The sequence below is a fragment of the Castellaniella sp. genome (genome assembly GCF_049651205.1).
GTDB lineage: Bacteria > Pseudomonadota > Gammaproteobacteria > Burkholderiales > Burkholderiaceae_B > Castellaniella.
In genome coordinates, this window is record NZ_JBASBR010000015.1 from 26,401 (window position 1) to 44,330 (window position 17,930).

At 60.2% G+C, this 17,930-nt stretch carries 15 protein-coding genes; 9 read left to right on the forward strand and 6 right to left on the reverse strand.

Features of this window, described 5'->3' with window-relative positions:
• Nucleotides 1-3: 3 nt before the first annotated feature.
• Both WA928_RS10565 and WA928_RS10570 read right to left on the reverse strand, forming a co-directional pair.
• A complete protein-coding gene (locus WA928_RS10565) occupies nt 4-882 on the reverse strand; it encodes a branched-chain amino acid ABC transporter permease (protein ID WP_424303157.1) in 879 nt (292 codons plus the stop codon).
• Nucleotide 883: 1 nt separating this feature from the next.
• A complete protein-coding gene (locus WA928_RS10570) occupies nt 884-1,729 on the reverse strand; it encodes an ABC transporter ATP-binding protein (RefSeq protein ID WP_424303160.1) in 846 nt (281 codons plus the stop codon).
• 277 nt (nt 1,730-2,006) lie between these two features.
• On the opposite strand from WA928_RS10570, the gene WA928_RS10575 reads away from it, so the two are divergent.
• Nucleotides 2,007-3,275: an MFS transporter gene (locus WA928_RS10575; protein ID WP_424303163.1), complete on the forward strand. Its 1,269-nt coding sequence runs from the start codon at nt 2,007-2,009 to the stop codon at nt 3,273-3,275.
• 128 nt (nt 3,276-3,403) lie between these two features.
• Here WA928_RS10575 and WA928_RS10580 read toward each other — a convergent pair whose 3' ends face one another.
• Complete coding sequence (locus WA928_RS10580; RefSeq protein WP_350381233.1) at nt 3,404-3,688, reverse strand: heavy-metal-associated domain-containing protein; 285 nt, start codon at nt 3,686-3,688, stop codon at nt 3,404-3,406.
• Between the two features lie 164 nt (nt 3,689-3,852).
• Between WA928_RS10580 and dinB the strand changes: the two genes are divergently transcribed.
• The 6 genes from dinB to WA928_RS10610 all read left to right on the forward strand — a co-directional run bounded on the left by dinB (nt 3,853) and on the right by WA928_RS10610 (nt 10,855).
• Nucleotides 3,853-4,986, forward strand: coding sequence for a DNA polymerase IV (gene dinB / locus WA928_RS10585; protein ID WP_424303167.1), 1,134 nt, complete (start codon nt 3,853-3,855; stop codon nt 4,984-4,986).
• A 184-nt stretch (nt 4,987-5,170) separates the two neighbouring features.
• Nucleotides 5,171-6,013 carry a formate/nitrite transporter family protein gene (locus WA928_RS10590; RefSeq protein WP_424303170.1) on the forward strand — a complete coding sequence of 281 codons (843 nt, stop codon included), beginning with the start codon at nt 5,171-5,173 and terminating at the stop codon, nt 6,011-6,013.
• A 13-nt stretch (nt 6,014-6,026) separates the two neighbouring features.
• On the forward strand, nt 6,027-8,597 hold the full coding sequence (gene nirB, locus WA928_RS10595) for a nitrite reductase large subunit NirB (protein WP_424303173.1): 2,571 nt from the start codon (nt 6,027-6,029) through the stop codon (nt 8,595-8,597).
• A gap of 11 nt (nt 8,598-8,608) precedes the next feature.
• Nucleotides 8,609-9,016: a nitrite reductase small subunit NirD gene (nirD, locus tag WA928_RS10600; RefSeq protein WP_424303176.1), complete on the forward strand. Its 408-nt coding sequence runs from the start codon at nt 8,609-8,611 to the stop codon at nt 9,014-9,016.
• On the forward strand, nt 9,006-9,833 hold the full coding sequence (cobA, locus tag WA928_RS10605) for a uroporphyrinogen-III C-methyltransferase (RefSeq protein WP_424303179.1): 828 nt from the start codon (nt 9,006-9,008) through the stop codon (nt 9,831-9,833). Before nirD ends, cobA begins: the two co-directional genes overlap by 11 nt.
• A complete protein-coding gene (locus WA928_RS10610; protein ID WP_424303182.1) occupies nt 9,830-10,855 on the forward strand; it encodes an NAD(P)-dependent oxidoreductase in 1,026 nt (341 codons plus the stop codon). Before cobA ends, WA928_RS10610 begins: the two co-directional genes overlap by 4 nt.
• Here the strand turns inward: WA928_RS10610 and WA928_RS10615 are convergent.
• Nucleotides 10,747-11,622 carry an MOSC domain-containing protein gene (locus WA928_RS10615; RefSeq protein ID WP_350381231.1) on the reverse strand — a complete coding sequence of 292 codons (876 nt, stop codon included), beginning with the start codon at nt 11,620-11,622 and terminating at the stop codon, nt 10,747-10,749. The genes WA928_RS10610 and WA928_RS10615 overlap by 109 nt on opposite strands.
• Nucleotides 11,623-11,806: 184 nt before the next feature.
• On the opposite strand from WA928_RS10615, the gene WA928_RS10620 reads away from it, so the two are divergent.
• A complete protein-coding gene (locus tag WA928_RS10620; protein ID WP_350381229.1) occupies nt 11,807-12,997 on the forward strand; it encodes an acetylornithine transaminase in 1,191 nt (396 codons plus the stop codon).
• 152 nt (nt 12,998-13,149) lie between these two features.
• Here the strand turns inward: WA928_RS10620 and WA928_RS10625 are convergent, their stop codons facing one another.
• Both WA928_RS10625 and WA928_RS10630 read right to left on the reverse strand, forming a co-directional pair.
• On the reverse strand, nt 13,150-15,324 hold the full coding sequence (locus WA928_RS10625) for a malate synthase G (RefSeq protein WP_350381228.1): 2,175 nt from the start codon (nt 15,322-15,324) through the stop codon (nt 13,150-13,152).
• 223 nt (nt 15,325-15,547) lie between these two features.
• Entirely contained in the window at nt 15,548-16,384 is an 837-nt protein-coding gene (locus tag WA928_RS10630; RefSeq protein ID WP_424303187.1) for a fumarylacetoacetate hydrolase family protein, read from the reverse strand.
• Nucleotides 16,385-16,838: 454 nt separating this feature from the next.
• Here WA928_RS10630 and WA928_RS10635 point away from each other — a divergent pair, with 454 nt between their 5' ends.
• Nucleotides 16,839-17,912 carry a TRAP transporter substrate-binding protein gene (locus tag WA928_RS10635; RefSeq protein ID WP_424303190.1) on the forward strand — a complete coding sequence of 358 codons (1,074 nt, stop codon included), beginning with the start codon at nt 16,839-16,841 and terminating at the stop codon, nt 17,910-17,912.
• The last annotated feature ends 18 nt before the right edge of the window (nt 17,913-17,930 follow it).

The window sequence follows — 17,930 nt, forward strand, 5'->3', positions numbered from 1 at the left end:
GGGTCAGAGCCTCTCGATGTCGCGGGTGCCGTATAAACCGTAAGGGCGCAACATCAGTACGATAGTCAGGATCAGGAAAGTAACCAGCAGCTTATATTCGCCACCAAGGAAGGCGCCGGTCCAGGCTTCTAATACGCCAATCAGCAGGCCTGCCAGCAAGGCGCCAAGGATGCTGTCCAGGCCGCCGACGATGACGGCAACCAGCACGCCCAAGCCAAAGATACCCATGGACGAGGACAGGCCGCCGATGGCGCCCACCATGATGCCTGCGATGGCGGCCAAGGCGGCGCCGGCTATCCAGGCCCAGGAAAACACGCGTGGCACGTTGATGCCCATGGCATAGGCGGCGCCCTGGTCTGATGCCGTGGCCCGCAGGGCAATACCGCCGCGCCAGCGGTGGAAAACAGGCACGCTGGCGGCCACCAATGCCAGCGCTGCAAGAAAGCTGTAGAACACCTTGGATGAAACAAAGGCCTCGCCGATGAAGATTGGGTCTTGCGGCAGGAACTCAGGCAAACGGCGTTGGTCGGCCGTCCAGATGAGCTCGACGAGCCCCACTAGCACCGAACCCAGGCCGATCGTGATCATGAAGGCCGAAATGGGGGACTCACCAAGCATGGGGCGGATGGCGACGCGTTCGATGAGCCCGCCAATCAGGCCGCTGGCCACGATGGCCGAGAGGGCCGCCAGCCAGATTGGCCATTGCAACTGGGCAGAAAAAGTGAAGAACAGGTAGGCCCCTATCATCAGCATCTCGCCGATGGCCAGGTTGACCACGCGCGTGGCCTTGTAGATGATGACGAAGGCCAGCCCCGCCAAGGCGTATAGGGCGCCAGCGCCCAGGCCGGCCAACGTGACTTCGAGCAGAAACAGGGCATCCATTTCAGGCCTCTTCGATGGCCGCGGGAGCGGGCGTTGCCTGCCCCCGCAGACGGCGGCGCAGGTCGGAGACATTGCCCGCCCCCAAGTAAGCCTGGATAACTTGGGGATCTGCCTGGACATGTGAAGGATCGCCGCTGGCAATGACATGGCCAAAATTGAGTACGACGACGTGGTCGGATAAATCCATGACCAGTCCCATGTCGTGTTCGACCATAAGGACCGTGACACCCCATTCTGCCCGCACATCGAGGATGAAGCGGGCCATGTCCTCGGTTTCTTCGCGGTTCATCCCGGCGACTGGTTCGTCGAGCAGCAGCAGTTTTGGCTGCATGGCCAGGGCGCGTGCCATTTCGACCCGTTTTTGTAGTCCGTAGGGCAGTGCGGCAACGGAGGCGTGGCGGATATGGTCGATTTCCAGGAAATCGATGATGCGGGTTTCGATATCGGCGCGTAGCGCCATTTCTTCACGGCGGGCAGCCCCCAGATACCACATGTCCTGGAGAAGGTTGGTGCGCAGGTGGCAGTGGCGTCCCAGTTTGATGTTGTCTAGCACCGACATGCCGCGAAACAGGGCAATGTTCTGGAAGCTGCGCGCCAAGCCTAACTTGGCCCGATTTGGGGCTGGCACGGAGGTGATGTCCTGGCCCTGAAAGTGGATGCGGCCTTGCTGTGGATGGTAAAAGCCTGAGATCGTGTTGAATAGCGAGGTTTTTCCTGCGCCATTGGGGCCAATGAGGGTGGTGATGGAATCCGACGGAACAGTGAAGCTGACGTCATTTAGCGCCGTGATACCGCCGAATGACAGGGTGAGGTGCTCGACCTGCAGGATTGGACCGTCTTGTGCCACTGTGTGTCTCCCTGTGATAGGGGTGGAAACGTCAGCTGCTAAAAACCGAGCAAGCGCTTGGTAGAATAGTGATTGAACCGATACATCCAGGCAAGCCGGGGCTTACCCTGATATGCGTTTCAATTTCCAGAAACGCTCCACCTGCGCTGGCTTTGCATTGATTTACTGGTTGCCGTAGCCGGTTTCCACGCATCAACTGACCTAGGTCATAGGATCGTGGGCGGCATGTCGGTATGATTTCCTGCTGGAGCATTCGCCTTTGCAATGGGAGATCGCCATGTCATCGCATACCCCGCCGTCGGTACCCGCATCGCACCAGGCCTTATCGGTGCTGTTTGCCAGTACCTTTGCCTTCACCGTGTGTTTTGCCATCTGGACAATGTTCTCTGTCCTGGGCGTCCCGCTCAGAACCCAGCTGGCCCTCAATGAAACCCAGTTTGGCCTGTTGATTTCCACGCCTGTGCTCACAGGGTCTTTGGTGCGGGTACCGTTGGGGATGTTCACCGACCGCTTCGGCGGGCGGATCGTGTTTTTCCTGGTGCTGCTGGCATGTGTGCCACCGCTGTACCTCATGGCTTACGCCACAACATATAGACAGTTTCTGGTGCTGGCCCTGTTTGTCGGCTTGGCCGGCGGTACGTTCTCGGTGGGTACTCCCTACGTGGCCCGCTGGTTTGCGCCGCAACGTCGCGGCTTTGCGATGGGCGTCTTTGGTGCCGGCAATTCGGGTTCGGCGCTGAACATGTTTGTGGCCCCCCTGATTATCGGAGCCTTTGGCTGGACGATGTTGCCCAAGGCCTACGCGGCATTGTTGCTGGGCACGGCGCTGCTGTTCTGGCTGTTCAGCCATACAAACCCCGCCCATCAGCTGTCGGCAGCCGTTCCGCTTCGCCAGCAACTGCAGGTACTAAAAGACCCTCGTGTCTGGCGCTACTGCCAATATTATTCGGTGGTGTTTGGCGGCTATGTGGCACTGGCCCTGTGGATCACTCAATACTATGTGGCCGAGTACGGCTTTGATCTCACCCTGGCTGCTTTCCTGGCAATGGTGTTCTCGCTGCCAGGGGGCGTTTTGCGTGCGCTGGGTGGCTGGTTCTCGGATCGCTTTGGTGCATATACAGTTACATGGTGGGTCATGTGGGTGTGCTGGGTGTGCTTCTTTATTCTGTCGTATCCGCAAACTCAAATGACTATCCAGACGCTGGGTGGCCCGGTGTCTGTGCATATCGGCCTGAACGCCACGCTGTTTACCATCCTGCTGTTTGTGGTGGGTGTGGCCATGGCTATCGGCAAGGCTTCAGTGTTCAAGTTCATCAGCGACGACTACGCCGAGAATATTGGTGCGGTGTCTGGCGTGGTGGGCCTGGCGGGGGGGCTGGGCGGCTTTATCCTGCCCATTTTGTTTGGCGTGCTGCTGGATATCACCGGGGTGTATTCCAGTGCGTTCATGTTGCTGTACGGGGCCGTGTGCGTATCGCTGGTGTTCATGCATTACTCGTACCGGGCAGCCCCTCGGGCAGGCACCGAGCTGATGGACGGCTCGTGATATTGCCGGTGACGTCGTGCCGGCTGTGTGGCGCTGGCGGCGACAGTGTGGCTGTTGTGCGGCACTGTTTAAAACAGTGGTTGTGGGGCGGCCGCCGGCGCCCAACCGCGCGTCAGCGGCCGGCGGTCTTAGCCGCCGCAGCCGCCGCAACAGTTGCCGTCCTGGCCGTGCACAGGTTTCATGGCTTCGTAGCCGGCATCTGCCACAGCTACCTGAAGGCGCTGCACCGACACCTGGGCCGTATCGTAGGTAATCGTCATTTTTTCGTCAGCCAGTGACACACTAACCTGCGCGACACCCGGAAGGGCAGATAAAACGTGGTCCAGCTTATCGGCACACTCGGGGCCACGAAGCCCGATCAGGCGCATAGTGTCGGTTTTTTGGGCAGAGCGTTTCAGAGTTTCAGCTTGCATAAGTCCTCGCGAACGGGGAAAGCCCTGGTGAGGGCGGGGTTATAGATACATTAAAAATATATCTTAAAGGTGGGCTAGTATAGCAGTGCCGCAACCGCTTGGCGGGATACGGTTTTCTCCAAGCTAAATCTGCGCCCGATGCCGCCTGAAAGCCGGGATGCCTCATGTCTGAAACCCCTGTTCGCCGAATCGCCCATCTGGATATGGATGCGTTCTTTGCATCTGTTGAGCTGCTGCGCTATCCGGAATTGCGCGGGCAGCCCGTGGTGATTGGTGGCCGTGGCGAGCCGCCCCAAGATGGCCGTTACGCGCGATTGCGGGATTATGTGGGGCGCGGAGTCATCACCACCGCTACTTATGAGGCGCGGGCGCTTGGCGTACATTCGGCCATGGGTATGATGAAAGCCGCCCGGTTGGCTCCGGATGCCGTGATGTTGCCGGTAACCTTCGCCGCCTATCGCCATTATTCGCGTCTGTTCAAGGCGGCGGTGGCTGCGATTGCGCCCCGGATTGAGGATCGCGGCATCGATGAAATCTACGTTGATCTGACGGGCATGCCGGAGGACTCAGAGACGCTGGCACGGCGGATGAAGCAGGCGGTTCGTGATGCCACCGGCCTGGTCTGCTCCATTGGCATTTCGCCCAACAAACTGCTCTCAAAGATCGCCTCTGATCTGGACAAGCCTGACGGCATGACATTGATTGGCCCCGGTGATTTGCAGCGGCGTATCTGGCCATTGCCGGTTTCCAAGGTCAATGGGATTGGCCCCAAGGCTACCCGTCGCCTGCGGGACATGGGTATCGAGACCATTGCACAACTGGCAGCGGCCGCACCGGATCAGTTGCAGGAGGCTTTTGGTCTGGGTACGGCGCGGTGGCTGATGGACGTGGCTCGCGGGATTGATGACCGGCCTGTGGTGGTGGAGTCAGAGCCCCGCTCAATCAGCCGGGAGACAACCTTTGAGCGTGATTTGCATGTGCAGCGGGACAAGGCCCTGTTATCTACGATCTTCCGGGATTTATGCGAGCACCTGGCCCAGGATCTGGCTCGCAAGCGGGTACGCGGGGCCACGATTGGTATCAAGTTGCGCTTTGACGACTTCCGCATTGTGACCCGGGATCTGACCCTGGATGAGGCCATTGGCGATGCCGACGCCATCCATCGGGCCGCCGGGCGGTGCCTCAAGCGGGTAACCCTCGATCGGCGCCTGCGCCTGCTGGGAGTGCGGGCCAGTAAGCTCGAGCCCGTCGATGATGGGGGCGCTGTGCGCCACCCGGTGCAGTTGTCGCTGTACTGACCTGCATCAATGCGGTGCAGCATCGCACTGTATTGATGCAGCCCCACGCGTAAAACTGTCGCCGGGTTCTCGGGCAGCGCTGCACCATACGCTATGAAATCGCCTGTGCCCTCCACGGTGCTCGCTAGTTGGCATGCTATTTGCTTCACCTCCTATGTCGATGGACACATACTGGGAGGGTCTCATGTACGACGACACGATTGATGGCTTTGTCCGCACCGCCAATGCCAAGCTTCGCCTGCTGCGCAGTGCGCCCCACGGATTCTTTGTCGGCAGCATGCTGGCGGGGGCCTACATCGGGCTGGGTATCATCCTGATCTTCACGCTGGGCAGCGTCGTGCCGCCCGCTTATCGGTCTCTGGTCATGGGGGCAACCTTCGGGATTGCGCTGATTCTGGTGGTGATTGCCGGGGCGGAGCTGTTTACAGGGCACACCATGGTAATGGCGCTGCGCCGCTATTGCGGGCATGGCACCTGGGCCGATGTTGCAGCCGTCCTGTGTGCCAGTTGGGTGGGCAATCTGTGTGGTGCCCTGGTGCTGGTGGCCCTGTTTGTGATGGGGGGTGGCGGCGGCTTGCTGAATGACCCCGGTGGCCTGGTAATGGCGGCGGCCGCTCACAAAATGACGGCCAGTGGCGCCAGCCTGTTTGCCCGTGCCGTGCTGTGCAATTGGCTGGTCTGCCTGGCGGTCTGGATGTCTGCCCGGGTGGCTTCGGACAGTGCGCGCTGCATTGTGATTTTCTGGTGTTTGCTGGCGTTTGTGGCAAGCGGCTATGAGCATAGCGTGGCCAATATGACGCTGCTGCTGATGGCTTTGGCGGGCAACCATCCCGAGACCGTCAGCCTGGGCGGCATGGTTTGGAACCTAGGCTGGGTGACGTTGGGCAATATCGTCGGCGGAGGCGTGTTTGTCGCAGGCGCCTACCGCGTGGCATCACGGCCTTTGGCAGATCATGATGCTGTAAATGGCGCGGTCACCGAGACCAAGCCCCGGCCATCGCTGGGTGCATCATCTTCGCGATCCTGAAGTGGGAACCAGCATGAAATCCATCCACTTGAGCGCTGCTCACAGCCCTTGCTCTGACACGCAACGCCTGCTGGTGATCGGCAATGGCATGGTCGGCCACCGTCTGCTGGAAGAATTGGTTCAGCGGGAGCATGGTTACGATATCACCGTGTTTTGTGGCGAGATCCGCCTGGCATACGATCGCGTGCAGCTGAGCCAATGCTTTACCGGTGCCCAGGCTGAAGACTTGGCACTGGCCGATGATGCCTTTTTTGTGCAGCACGGTATTACCGTGCTGCGTAATCACCCCGCAGCCTGGATCGACCGCAAGCGGCGCCGTGTCCATGTCTCGGATGATGTGTTCTACCCCTACGACAAGCTGGTGCTGGCAACGGGCTCGAACCCCTTTATCCCGCCGATCGAGGGCGCCGAGCAACCCGGGTGTTTGCCGTATCGCACGCTGGATGATGTTGACGCAATCAAGGAACGGGCGGCCGGTGGCCGGTGCGGGGTGGTCATCGGGGGCGGCCTGCTGGGCCTGGAGGCTGCGCGCGCCTTGCATGGGCTGGGGCTGGAAACCCATGTGATCGAGTTCTCTCCATGGCTCATGTCCACTCAGCTGGATGAGTCGGGAGGGCGGTTGTTGCGCACCAAGATCGAGGCTCTGGGCATCCACGTGCACACGGCAAAGACAACCTCGTCCATCGGGACAGGCCTGAGATCTCCCCTGCGCTTGAAGTTCTCCGATGGCGGTTTGCTAGAAACCGATATGGTGGTTTTTTCAGCAGGCATCCGGCCGTGCGACCGGCTGGCACACAACTGCGGTCTGGTGATCGGGCCACGGGGCGGGGTTGTCATTGATGAGCATTGCCGCAGTTCTGATCCAGCGGTGTACGCGATAGGGGAGCTTGCCAGCTGGCAGGGCGGCACCTACGGGCTGGTGGCGCCTGGGTACGAAATGGCCCGGGTCTGCGCCGCCCATCTGGCGGGAGACGGGAAACCGGTTTTTCGGGGGGCGCAGCCCAGCACCAAGTTGAAGCTTCTGGGGGTGGATGTTGCCTCCATCGGTGATGCGCAGGGCCGGACGCGAGACAGCGTCAGTTGCGTGTTTGAGGACACCCTGGCAGGCGTCTACAAGAAGCTGGTGATGGATGCGCAGGGCAAGCGCCTGCTGGGCGCCGTGCTGGTGGGCGATACCACCTCGTTTGGCATGCTGGATCAGTATTTCGCCAATGGCCTGGCCTTGCCGGCGCAACCCGCCAGTCTGATTGCGCCGGCGGCGAGTGAAACCCCTGCGCTGGGTGTGGATGCCTTGCCGGACAGTGCCCAGATCTGTTCCTGTAATCAGGTCAGCAAGGGGGCCTTGTGCAGTGCTGTTGTAGACGGCTGCACGAGTCTGGGTGAACTGAAGGCCAGAACCCGGGCGGGGACGACGTGTGGAGGGTGTTTGCCGCTGGTCAAACAGATCCTGGACCGGGAGCTGGAGCGTCAGGGCATCGTGGTGGATCATGGCCTGTGTGAGCATTTCCACCATAGCCGTCAGGAGCTCTACCATCTGGTTTGCGTCAATGGGATTCGGGATTTCAAGACGCTGATCTCCCGGCATGGACAAGGGCGCGGATGCGATATTTGCAAGCCGGTAGCTGCGTCGATTTTCGCCTCGTGCTGGAACGATTACGTGCTGACGCCCGAGTATGCGCCGCTGCAGGACAGCAATGATGCGTATCTGGGAAATCTGCAAAAGGACGGTACCTATTCGGTGGTGCCGCGTATCCCGGGAGGTGAGATCACGCCGGAGAAGCTGATCTTCATTGGCGAGGTGGCGCGTCGCTACAAGCTGTACACCAAGATTACCGGTGGCCAGCGCATCGACCTGTTCGGTGCGCGGCTGGAACAGCTGCCCCTGATCTGGAAGGAACTGGTGGATGCCGGATTTGAGTCGGGGCATGCCTACGGCAAGGCCTTGCGCACGGCCAAATCCTGCGTGGGCAGCACGTGGTGCCGTTTTGGTGTGCGGGATTCCGTGGGCCTGGCGATCCGGCTTGAACAGCGGTACCGGGGTGTACGTGCGCCGCATAAATTCAAGCTGGCGGCATCGGGGTGTACCCGGGAATGCGCAGAAGCCCAAAGCAAGGATGTGGGCGTCATCGCCACGGACAAGGGCTGGAACCTGTATGTCTGCGGCAATGGTGGCATGCGCCCTCGCCATGCAGAACTCTTGGCCTCGGATCTGGATGACGAGACGCTGATCCGCATGATCGACCGGTTTCTCATGTTCTACATCCGCACTGCCGACAAGCTGCAGCGGACGGCCGCCTGGCGAGAAGGCCTGGATGGCGGCCTGGACTATCTGAAGGATGTGATCGTGAAAGACAGCCTGGGCCTGGCGAACGAACTGGAGGCGCAGATGCAGGCACTGGTGGGTCGGTACGAGTGCGAGTGGGCCGCAACCCTGAAGGATGAACGGGCATTACGGCGTTTTCGGCCCTTGATCAACGACCCGACACCTGATGAGCAGATTGTCCATGTGCTGGAGCGTGGCCAGATCCGCCCACCCACCGTGCGCCCGCGTGGGGCAAGGGTACTTGAAGCTGAAACGGAATGAGGAGGGACGCCATGGAAAAGAGTGCTTCTGGTCAGTGTAAAGAGAGGCCTGCCAAGCTGCCGGTCTGGCAGCCGGTCTGCCATCTTGATGATCTGGTACCGGATGCGGGGGTGGCGGTTCGGGCGCATGGTGCACAGGTGGCCGTGTTCCTGATCGACGACAGGCTGTATGCCATCGATCATGTCGATCCCTTTTGTGGCGCGGCCGTGCTGGGGCGGGGTATTGTCGGTGAACTGCAGGGACGCCCGGTGGTGGCCTCGCCCATGTACAAGCAGCATTTCTTTCTGGACACGGGTGAGTGCATGGAAGATGCTGATGTGCGGGTGTGCTGCTGGCCCGCGCGGCTGGCGCCGGGGGGTGTCCTGCAGATTGCCTGCCCGGGTGCGGACATCTCGATGGAGCATTCCCATGCTGCCTGATTCGGTCGTCGATATTACCCGGCGGACATCGGGGGATGTGCCCGGCCATGTCTGGCTGGTAGGGGCGGGTCCGGGTGACCCAGAACTGATTACGCTGAAAGGCATGCGGGCATTGCAGCAGGCGGATGTTGTGATCTACGACCGTCTGGCGCCCCTGGCGCTGCTGGATCACTGCAGGCCAGATGCCATTCGAGTCTCCGTCGGCAAGCAGGCCGGTTGGCATAGCGTCCCGCAGGAGGGCATTCATGGCCTGCTGGTGCGTTATGCCTGGGAAGGCCGCAATGTGGTTCGGCTGAAGGGTGGGGATCCCTTTGTTTTCGGGCGTGGCGGCGAAGAAATGATTGCCCTGCGTCGGCGGGGGATTCCGGTCTCGGTTATTCCGGGGGTGACAGCAGCCTCCGGTTGCGCGGCGGCAACCGGCATTCCCCTGACGCATCGCGGCGTGGCGGCAGGGGTCTGTCTGTCGACGGCGCATCGGCAAGAGGGCGCAGCCGATCTGGACTGGACTGCGTTGGCGGCGGATCGGCATCGCACCCTAGTGTTTTATATGGGCCTGTCTCAGGCGGGTCGTGTTGCTGACGAGCTGGTGCGCCGTGGCTTGCCCGCCGGGACACCCGTAGCACTTATTGCCTGTGGAACCATGGCGCGACAGCGGGCCGTCCGGTGCCGGCTGGACAACCTGATGGCAGCCGCGCACAGCGATGGCCTGGTGTCGCCCTGCCTGATTGTGGTGGGCCAGGTAGTGATGCTGGCCGACCCGGCCAGTGTTCCCTGGATGGAGAGCCGGCAGGATATCGCTGCGGCCTGTCCGGCATGAAGCCCCTTTATCCGCTGTTTGCCCAACTGGAGGGGCGGCGGGTGCTGGTGGTGGGGGGCGGTGCTGTGGCCGAGCGCAAGGTGCGTGCCCTGTTGGCTTGCGGGGCGGATGTCCATGTGGGGGCACCCCGCTTGACGACGATGCTGCAGAGCTGGGTAAGCAGTGGCCAACTGACGCATCTGCCAGGGGTGTTCGAGCCCGGCTGGCTGGATGGGGTTTGGCTGGTGATCGCTGCTACCGCAAATCGGGCGGTCAATGCCCGGGTCAGGCAGACGGCGGATGCGCGGCGGATGCTGGCCAATGTGGTGGATGATCCGATTCTGTCTTCGTTTCAGGTGCCGGCGGTGGTGAATCGATCCCCCTTGATGATCGCGGTGTCATCGTCCGGGACGGCGCCGGTTCTGGCACGGCGATTGCGGGAGCGCATGGAGGCCCTGTTGGATCCGCCGCTGGGAGAGCTGGCGGCGCTGGCTGGAGAGCATCGCCGGGCCATCCGGCAGGCCTTTCCAGACCCGGGTGCGCGCCGCGGTTTTTATGATTGGCTGCATGATGGCCCCGTGCTGACTCGGTTGCGGCAGGGGGATTCTGCTGGGGCACAGCGTTTGTTGCTTGGCCGGCTGTCAGTCCCTGCGCCCGATGAGATTCCGGCATGCTGCGTGACCTGGATCAGGGTGAGTCTGGAAGATCCCGGTCGGCTGACGCTCAATGAACTCAGGGCCATGAACGAGGCAGACGTGTTGGTGTATCCAGCCAACCTGCCTGCCTCGTTTCTGGACATGGCCCGCAAGGATGCGGATCGGCGGTCTCTGGGCGAGGATGCTGCGGCAGCGATTGATGGCGCTGCCCACGCACTAGCCTTGTGTGCCGGGTATGCTCGAGCGGTCATCCTGCAGGCACGGGTGCCGCCGCAGGATCAGAAATCGAATTCGGCTTCAACCGCCATGCCCGTTTGTAACTGGCGCACGTCCTCGGGCAAGGCCACTACGGCATTGACGCCAAATAACACGCCTTGTTCAAATTGACGATGGCGTGCCAGCGTCTGGCCTGGCTGGGCAGCAGTTTGGCCAGTGTGCGGATCTACATTGGGAATGGGACAACGCGCGCAGGCCTTGACGAAGGCGAACTGGATATCACCCACGCGCAAGCTTGCCAGGTGGTCTTCGTCGTAGGGCTCCAGCCCCTGCAGCACGATATTGGGCCGAAAGCGGATCATCTCTGCAGGTAGATGGCCGTCTGCCTGCAGCTGCTGGTTGAGTTCTTCCAGCGAGGCCTGGTTGCACACTAAAAACGGAAAGCCGTCGGCAAAGCCAAATTGGTGGTGTGTCAGGGGTAAAAACGCGGCAGCGTCTTCGGGGTGTTTGTCAGCCCAGCTTTGGACGTGCGCCGGGCTGGCCAGGCGGTGTGCTTGCGGGTGCACCTGCAGCAGGCGGCAAGAGACGTCCAAAAACGTGCTCAGCCAATGGGCAACGTCGTCGCCCTGATCCGTCCCTTGGGTTGTGGTGCCCCAGACGGTTACTGGCACGGGCGGGGCGTCGCCGGCTGTGCCGGCAGCCACAAAGCAGTCGGGCATATCGGGCGCCTTGAGCCACAAGCCGTCCGCCTGTGGCAGGGGTTGAATCAGCACCATGCGGGGATGCTGGCGCTGTGTCATGAAGGTGCCGGTGCTATCCACCAACATCCATTGGCGGTCTCCCGCCAGCCCGGCATGGGTGACAGTGATGCGGTCGTGGCGCACCCCGGCGCAGGATTTGACGGGGTAGGTGTACAGGCTGTGGATGCTGGCGGACATGGTGTTTTTGTGTGGCGGACGGGCTCGAGTGCTTATTCTAAGCGCTGCAAGGCAGCCGGCGTGTGGTGTTGATGAGACTGGTGCCTGCTTGTTTGCTTGTGTGGCGCCCATGCCGCCCCGCCCGGGCGGTGTTCCGACCTAAAATACTGGTTTTGATGTCGCTGTCTTACTGGAAATCATACCCATGACCATTGATCGTGCAGGGGTTAACGCCCTGATGGAAATCACATCCCGTCCTGATCTCGTGTTTGTTGGCGGCCAGGGATCCTGGTTGCAGGATAGCGCGGGCAAGCGATATCTCGATTTCATCCAGGGATGGGCCGTTAATTGTCTGGGGCACAACCCTGCACCCATGGTGGACGCGCTGGCCAGGCAGTCGCATGCGCTGATCAACCCCTCGCCGGCCTTCTACAACCAGCCTTCCATTGATCTGGCAAAGCGGATTGTCGAGGCCTCCTGCTTTGATCGCGTGTTTTTTGCCAATAGCGGTGCCGAAGCCAACGAAGGCGCCATCAAGCTGGCGCGCAAGTGGGGCCAGTTGCACCGCAAGGGTGCCTACAAGATCATCACCTTTGATCACAGCTTCCATGGCCGTACGTTGGCAACCATGTCGGCCTCTGGCAAGGCTGGCTGGGACACCAAGTTTGCGCCGCAGGTGGACGGTTTTCCCAAGGCCGATCTCAACGATCTGGATTCAGTGCGCGCCCTGATTGATGATCAAACTGTCGCCGTAATGCTCGAGCCTGTGCAGGGCGAAGCCGGTGTGATCCCGGCTACCCCAGCGTTCCTCCAGGCGCTGCGCGCACTCACGCGTGAGCACGGCCTGCTGCTGATTGTCGACGAAGTACAAACCGGGATGGGCCGTACGGGCCGTATGTTTGCCTATCAGCATGCCGGCATCGAGCCCGATATCATGACGCTGGGCAAAGGCATTGGCGGCGGGGTGCCGCTGGCCGCCCTGTGTGCCCGCGAGGCCGTCAGCTGCTTTGAGCACGGTGACCAAGGGGGTACCTACAACGGCAACCCCCTGATGACGGCGGTGGGTGTGGCGGTGTTCGATACGTTGGCTGCTCCCGGCTTTATGGACGCCGTCAACCAGCGGGCCAATCAGCTTTCGGCCGGCCTGATGGCGCTGTCCGACAAATGGGGGATGAAGGGCGAGCGTGGCCTGGGCCTGTTGCGCGCCCTCATCATGGATCGCGACGATGGCCCGGCGCTGGTGGCCGCTGCCCGCGAGCGTACGCCCGAGGGCCTGCTGCTGAATGCGCCGCGTGGCAATTTGCTGCGCTTTATGCCGGCGCTTAATGTGTCGGCCCAGGACGTCGACACCATGTTGCAGTGGCTGGACGATCTGGTGGCGCAAGTACGCCGCTGATCGATCTTCAAGCCACTGCGGCGCTCGTCAGCGGGTGCTGTATGCGCGGTGGTGGCCGGCCATAAGGTGTGTCTCGCCTGATGCCAGCAATAAAAAAGCCAGGGCCTGGTGCGTAACCGGGCCCTGGCTTTCTAGACGATTCGCGGTGGCAATCAGGCCTTGACGGCTTGCTCAGCCTTTTTTACCTGGCGCCAGTGGTGCAGCAAGGGCTCGGTGTAGCCATTGGGTTGCTCCAGCCCCTTGAAGATCAGGTCGCTGGCGGCCTTGAAGGCGCACGAAGTATCAAAGTGGCCGTCCATGGGCTCGTAGGCGGCATCTCCTGCGTTTTGCTTGTCGACCACGGCGGCCATGCGGCGCAGGGTGGCTTCAACCTGGCTGCGGTCAGTGATCTTGTGCAGCATCCAGTTGGCGATGTACTGGCTGGAAATGCGCAGGGTGGCACGGTCTTCCATCAGGCCGATATCGTGGATGTCGGGGACTTTGGAGCAGCCTACGCCTTGATCCACCCAGCGCACCACATACCCCAGAATGCCCTGGCAGTTGTTGTCGAGCTCTTCCTGGATCTGTTCGGGCGTCCAGCCCGTATCCTTGGCCACCGGCACCGTGAGGATGCGGTCGGTGTAGTCTTCGTGGTGGCCTTCCAGCCCCTTTTGTACCTCGACCACATCCACTTGGTGGTAGTGCAGGGCATGCAGGGTGGCTGCCGTGGGAGACGGAACCCAGGCCGTGTTGCCGCCTGCTTTGACGTGGTTGATTTTTTGCTCGAGCATGGCTGCCATCAGGTCGGGCATGGCCCACATGCCCTTGCCAATCTGGGCATGGCCGCGCAAGCCGCACTCAAGCCCGGTCTGGACGTTGTTGAGCTCGTAAGCCTGGATCCAGGCCTGGGTTTTCATGTCACCCTTGCGCACCATTGCGCCGGCGCGCATCGAGGTGTGCAGTTCGTCACCCGTACGATCGAGGAAGCCGGTATTGATGAAGGCGACGCGTTCTGCGGCTGCGGCGATGCAGGATTTCAGGTTGACGCTGGTGCGCCGCTCTTCGTCCATGATCCCCATCTTGATGGTGTTGGGTGCCAGGCCCAGCAGCTGCTCGACGCGGGCAAAGATTTCGCTGGCAAAGGCGACTTCATCCGGGCCGTGCATTTTGGGTTTGACGATGTAGATGGAGCCTGTGCGGGTGTTTTTACGTGCGGTGAGGTCGTGCATGGCGGCCAGCGACGTGCACACGGCATCCAGGATTCCTTCGGGGATTTCCTGGCCTTGGGCATCCAGGATGGCCGGGTTGGTCATCAGGTGGCCCACGTTACGGACAAACATCAGGGAACGGCCGTGCAGGCTGGCGGTGCTGCCGTCGCGTGCGATGTACTGGCGATCGGGATTAAGGCGGCGGGTAATGGTTTTGCCACCCTTGACCAGATCTTCGGTAAGGTCGGCTTTCATCAGGCCCAACCAGTTGCGATAGGCCAGCACCTTGTCTTCGGCGTCTACCGCGGCCACGGAGTCTTCGCAATCCATGATGGTGGTGAGGGCTGCCTCGAGCACCACGTCCTTGATGTGGGCGGTGTCGGTCTTGCCGATGGGAGACTGAGCGTCAAACTGGATCTCGAAGTGCAGGCCGTTTTGGCAGAACACCAGCGCCTCGGGTGAGGCGGCGTCGCCCCGATGCCCCAGGAAGCAATCATCCTGGGCAAGTGTGGTGACGGTGCCGTCTTTCAGTGTGATTTTCAGATTGCCGGATGCGACCGCATACGCGGTGGCATCACGGTGAGAGCCCTGCTTCAGGGCAATGGTGTCGTCCAGAAACTGGCGGGCAAAGGCGATGACGCGTGCGCCACGTACGGGGTTGTAGCCGCCGGCGCGGGTGGCGCCGTCGGTTTCAGGGATGGCATCCGTGCCGTACAGGGCGTCGTAGAGGCTGCCCCAGCGCGCATTGGCTGCGTTAAGGGCGTAGCGGGCATTCATGACGGGCACCACCAACTGCGGCCCGGCTTGCCGGGTGATTTCGGTATCGACGTGGGCGGTGGTGACTTTTACGTCGGCCGGGACATCCTTCAGGTAGCCGATTTCGTGCAGAAACGCGCGATAGGCGGCAGGGTCGGCCACAGCACCCGGATGCTTGCCATACCAGTCGTCCAGCGCGGCTTGCAGGCGGTCGCGCTCGGCCAGCAAGGCCTTGTTCTTGGGGGCGAGGTCTTGAACCATAGCCGCCAGACCTTTCCAGAAGGCATCAGCCTGTACCCCTGTGCCGGGCAGCGCTTCTTGTTCGATAAATTGGTGCAGTACCCCTGCGACCTGGAGGCCATGGCTGGAGATGCGATCGGTCATGATGGTCCTTGGATAGTCTGAATACAAACCTAAATTATAGGCAGTCTTCTATAAGAGTTAAAGCGGCAAAATTGAGTAGCGTCAATCTTGGTTGTAAGCCAAGTGTTTGTCAGGCAATGAAAAATTTTTGTACGAGCCCCTGGCTGCGGCCTATATGCCGAAGCGGATACTGCTTATTTGTACGCCTTTTTCTAAAGTACGGCAGGCGGCTTTTGGTGTGGCCTTACCCGGGAAGAATCTGGATGTGTTGTTCGCCCAGAATGCCTCCGGAGGCCGTGATTTTGTCGCCTGGCTTCAGATAGCTGTCGGTGGCAAGACCCACCCCCGCCGGTGTGCCCAGCGTGATGACGTCTCCGCAAGACAAGCGAAAAAAGCGGGAGACGTAGGAAATCACCTGCGCCACATTGAAAATCATCCCCGAGGTGTTGGCGTATTGCTTGCGCTGCTGATTGACGGAGAGCGCCAGTTGGATGTCGCCAGGGCTGGGGATGTCGTCGGCGGTAACCAGCCAGGGCCCCAGCGGGCCAAAACCGGGGGCACTTTTGCCGATAGTCCATTGGCCTGCGTAATGGTTTTGCCAGTACCTGTCGGTGAAATCATTGCTTAAGCAGTAGCCGCCCACGTAATCCAGTGCGTGGGCTTCGCTGACTTGCCAGGCATCCTGGCACAGCACCACGGCCATTTCTACTTCGTAGTCAAGCTCACGGCTGCCGGGAGGGATGATAAGGGGGTCGTGGGGCCCGGCGATACACGTAGGGGCCTTGTTGAACACCAAAGGGTGCTGGGGTATGGGCAACTTGGCTTCGGCTGCGTGGTCTGCAAAGTTAAGCCCCAGACCAATGAAGTTGTGAACCTTGGCGATGCAAGGCCCCAGGCGGATGGCCGCAGGCAGCGCAGGCAAGCGGGACGTATCCAGCGTACGCAATCGCTGCTGCACCTGTTTTGTGAGGGTGGCGCCGGTGATGTCATCCACGACGTCAGACAGATCGCGGTAGATGCCTTGGGCATCGATGAGGCCGGGGCGTTCTTGGCCGGTGGCGCCGTGTCGAAAGAGTTTCATTGCAGTGCCCTCAAAGCATGAAATTTGCGCAAGGTAAAAACCTGCCCTTGCCGGCCGAGCCCAGGAAGCTTGCTTGCTGAGTAGTTTGGCCGGCTGCCACGCGGGTGGTTTGAGGGCCTAAAGCATGTATAAAGCCTAATATTAAGCGCTTATTGTCAACATTAGTGTTTTCACTTATATAGTGAATTTACCAAGATTTAATAAACAGTGTTTTCTACTGAAATTTCTATTTATATTCATATAGTTATATAAAATATAAAAGAATTTCTGTTCTATTAAAAAAATGTTTTTGAAGGCTTTTTCAAAGTAAATCACAGCACTTTGTATGCAGTTTGTTTTGACATATTGTACACATCATGTTTATGCTTGGATCGCCAATCCGTCCGTCAGGCGTCAGCCGGGGTTTTGCAGGCGGTTATTCACCACACATACGATTAGATATGGCAAGGAGACAATGATGACTTTCAAAATGAAGAGCCTTTTTTTGGCCTCTGCACTGGCTTTCACGTGCGTGGCCTCCACCACCGCTTGGGCAGAGCCTGAAACACTCAGGGTGCTGGGCAATTTTTCGGGTAATAAAAAGCAGGTGGATCTGGTCGAACGGCCGTTTTTCACCAATCTCGCCAAAGACACGGGCATTTCTTCAAAGATCAGCTACAGCCCCATGGATCTGGTCAACGTCAAGGCGGCGGATGCCATGCGCCTTCTGAAATCGGGCGCCTTTGATATCGCTTCGGTGCAGATCGGCATGGCCGCACGTGACGACCCCTTCCTCGAAGGTATCGATCTGGCAGGGGTTGCCACCAATGTGGCAGATCAGCGCAAGGTCATGGAAGCCATCCGCGACGAGTTTGATAAGGAAGTCCAACAGCGCTTCAATGTCAAAACGCTGGCCTTGTGGCCCTTTGGCCCGCAAATCCTGTTTTGCAAAGACCCCATCGAAAAACTCGAGGATTTCAAAGGCAAGAAAATCCGCACCTTTACAACCTCCATGGCCACCTTGGTACAAGGCCTGGGGGGCTCACCTGTTACCTTGCAGTACGCCGAAGTTTATCTGGCACTGCAGCGCGGTGTAGCCGATTGCGGCGTGACCGCATCGTCTGCCGGCAATGGCGGCAAATGGCCTGAAGTCACCAAGTATCTGGTGCCGCTGGCTGTGTCCAACTCGATGCAAGGGCACTTCATCAATCTGGATACCTGGAAGCAGTTTTCTGCCGAGCAGCAGCAGGCGCTGACCAAGGCATTCAAGAAGATGGAAAGCGATATGTGGGATCTGGCCATCGACGTCGATAAAGATGCCACCAATTGCAATACCGGCAGCGCCGATTGCAAAGAGCACACCAAGTACAACATGACACTCAATCCGGTCACCCCGGCCGAGCTCGCACAGCTCAAGGGCGTGGTTAATCGCCAGGTGTTGCCCCAGTGGGCCGAGAACTGCAATTCGGTGATTCCAGGCTGCTCGGATCGTTGGTTGTCCACCGTCGGCAAGGCGATGGGTTACGGACGGATCTCCGGGGTTAAGTAATACGATTGGATCGGAGAC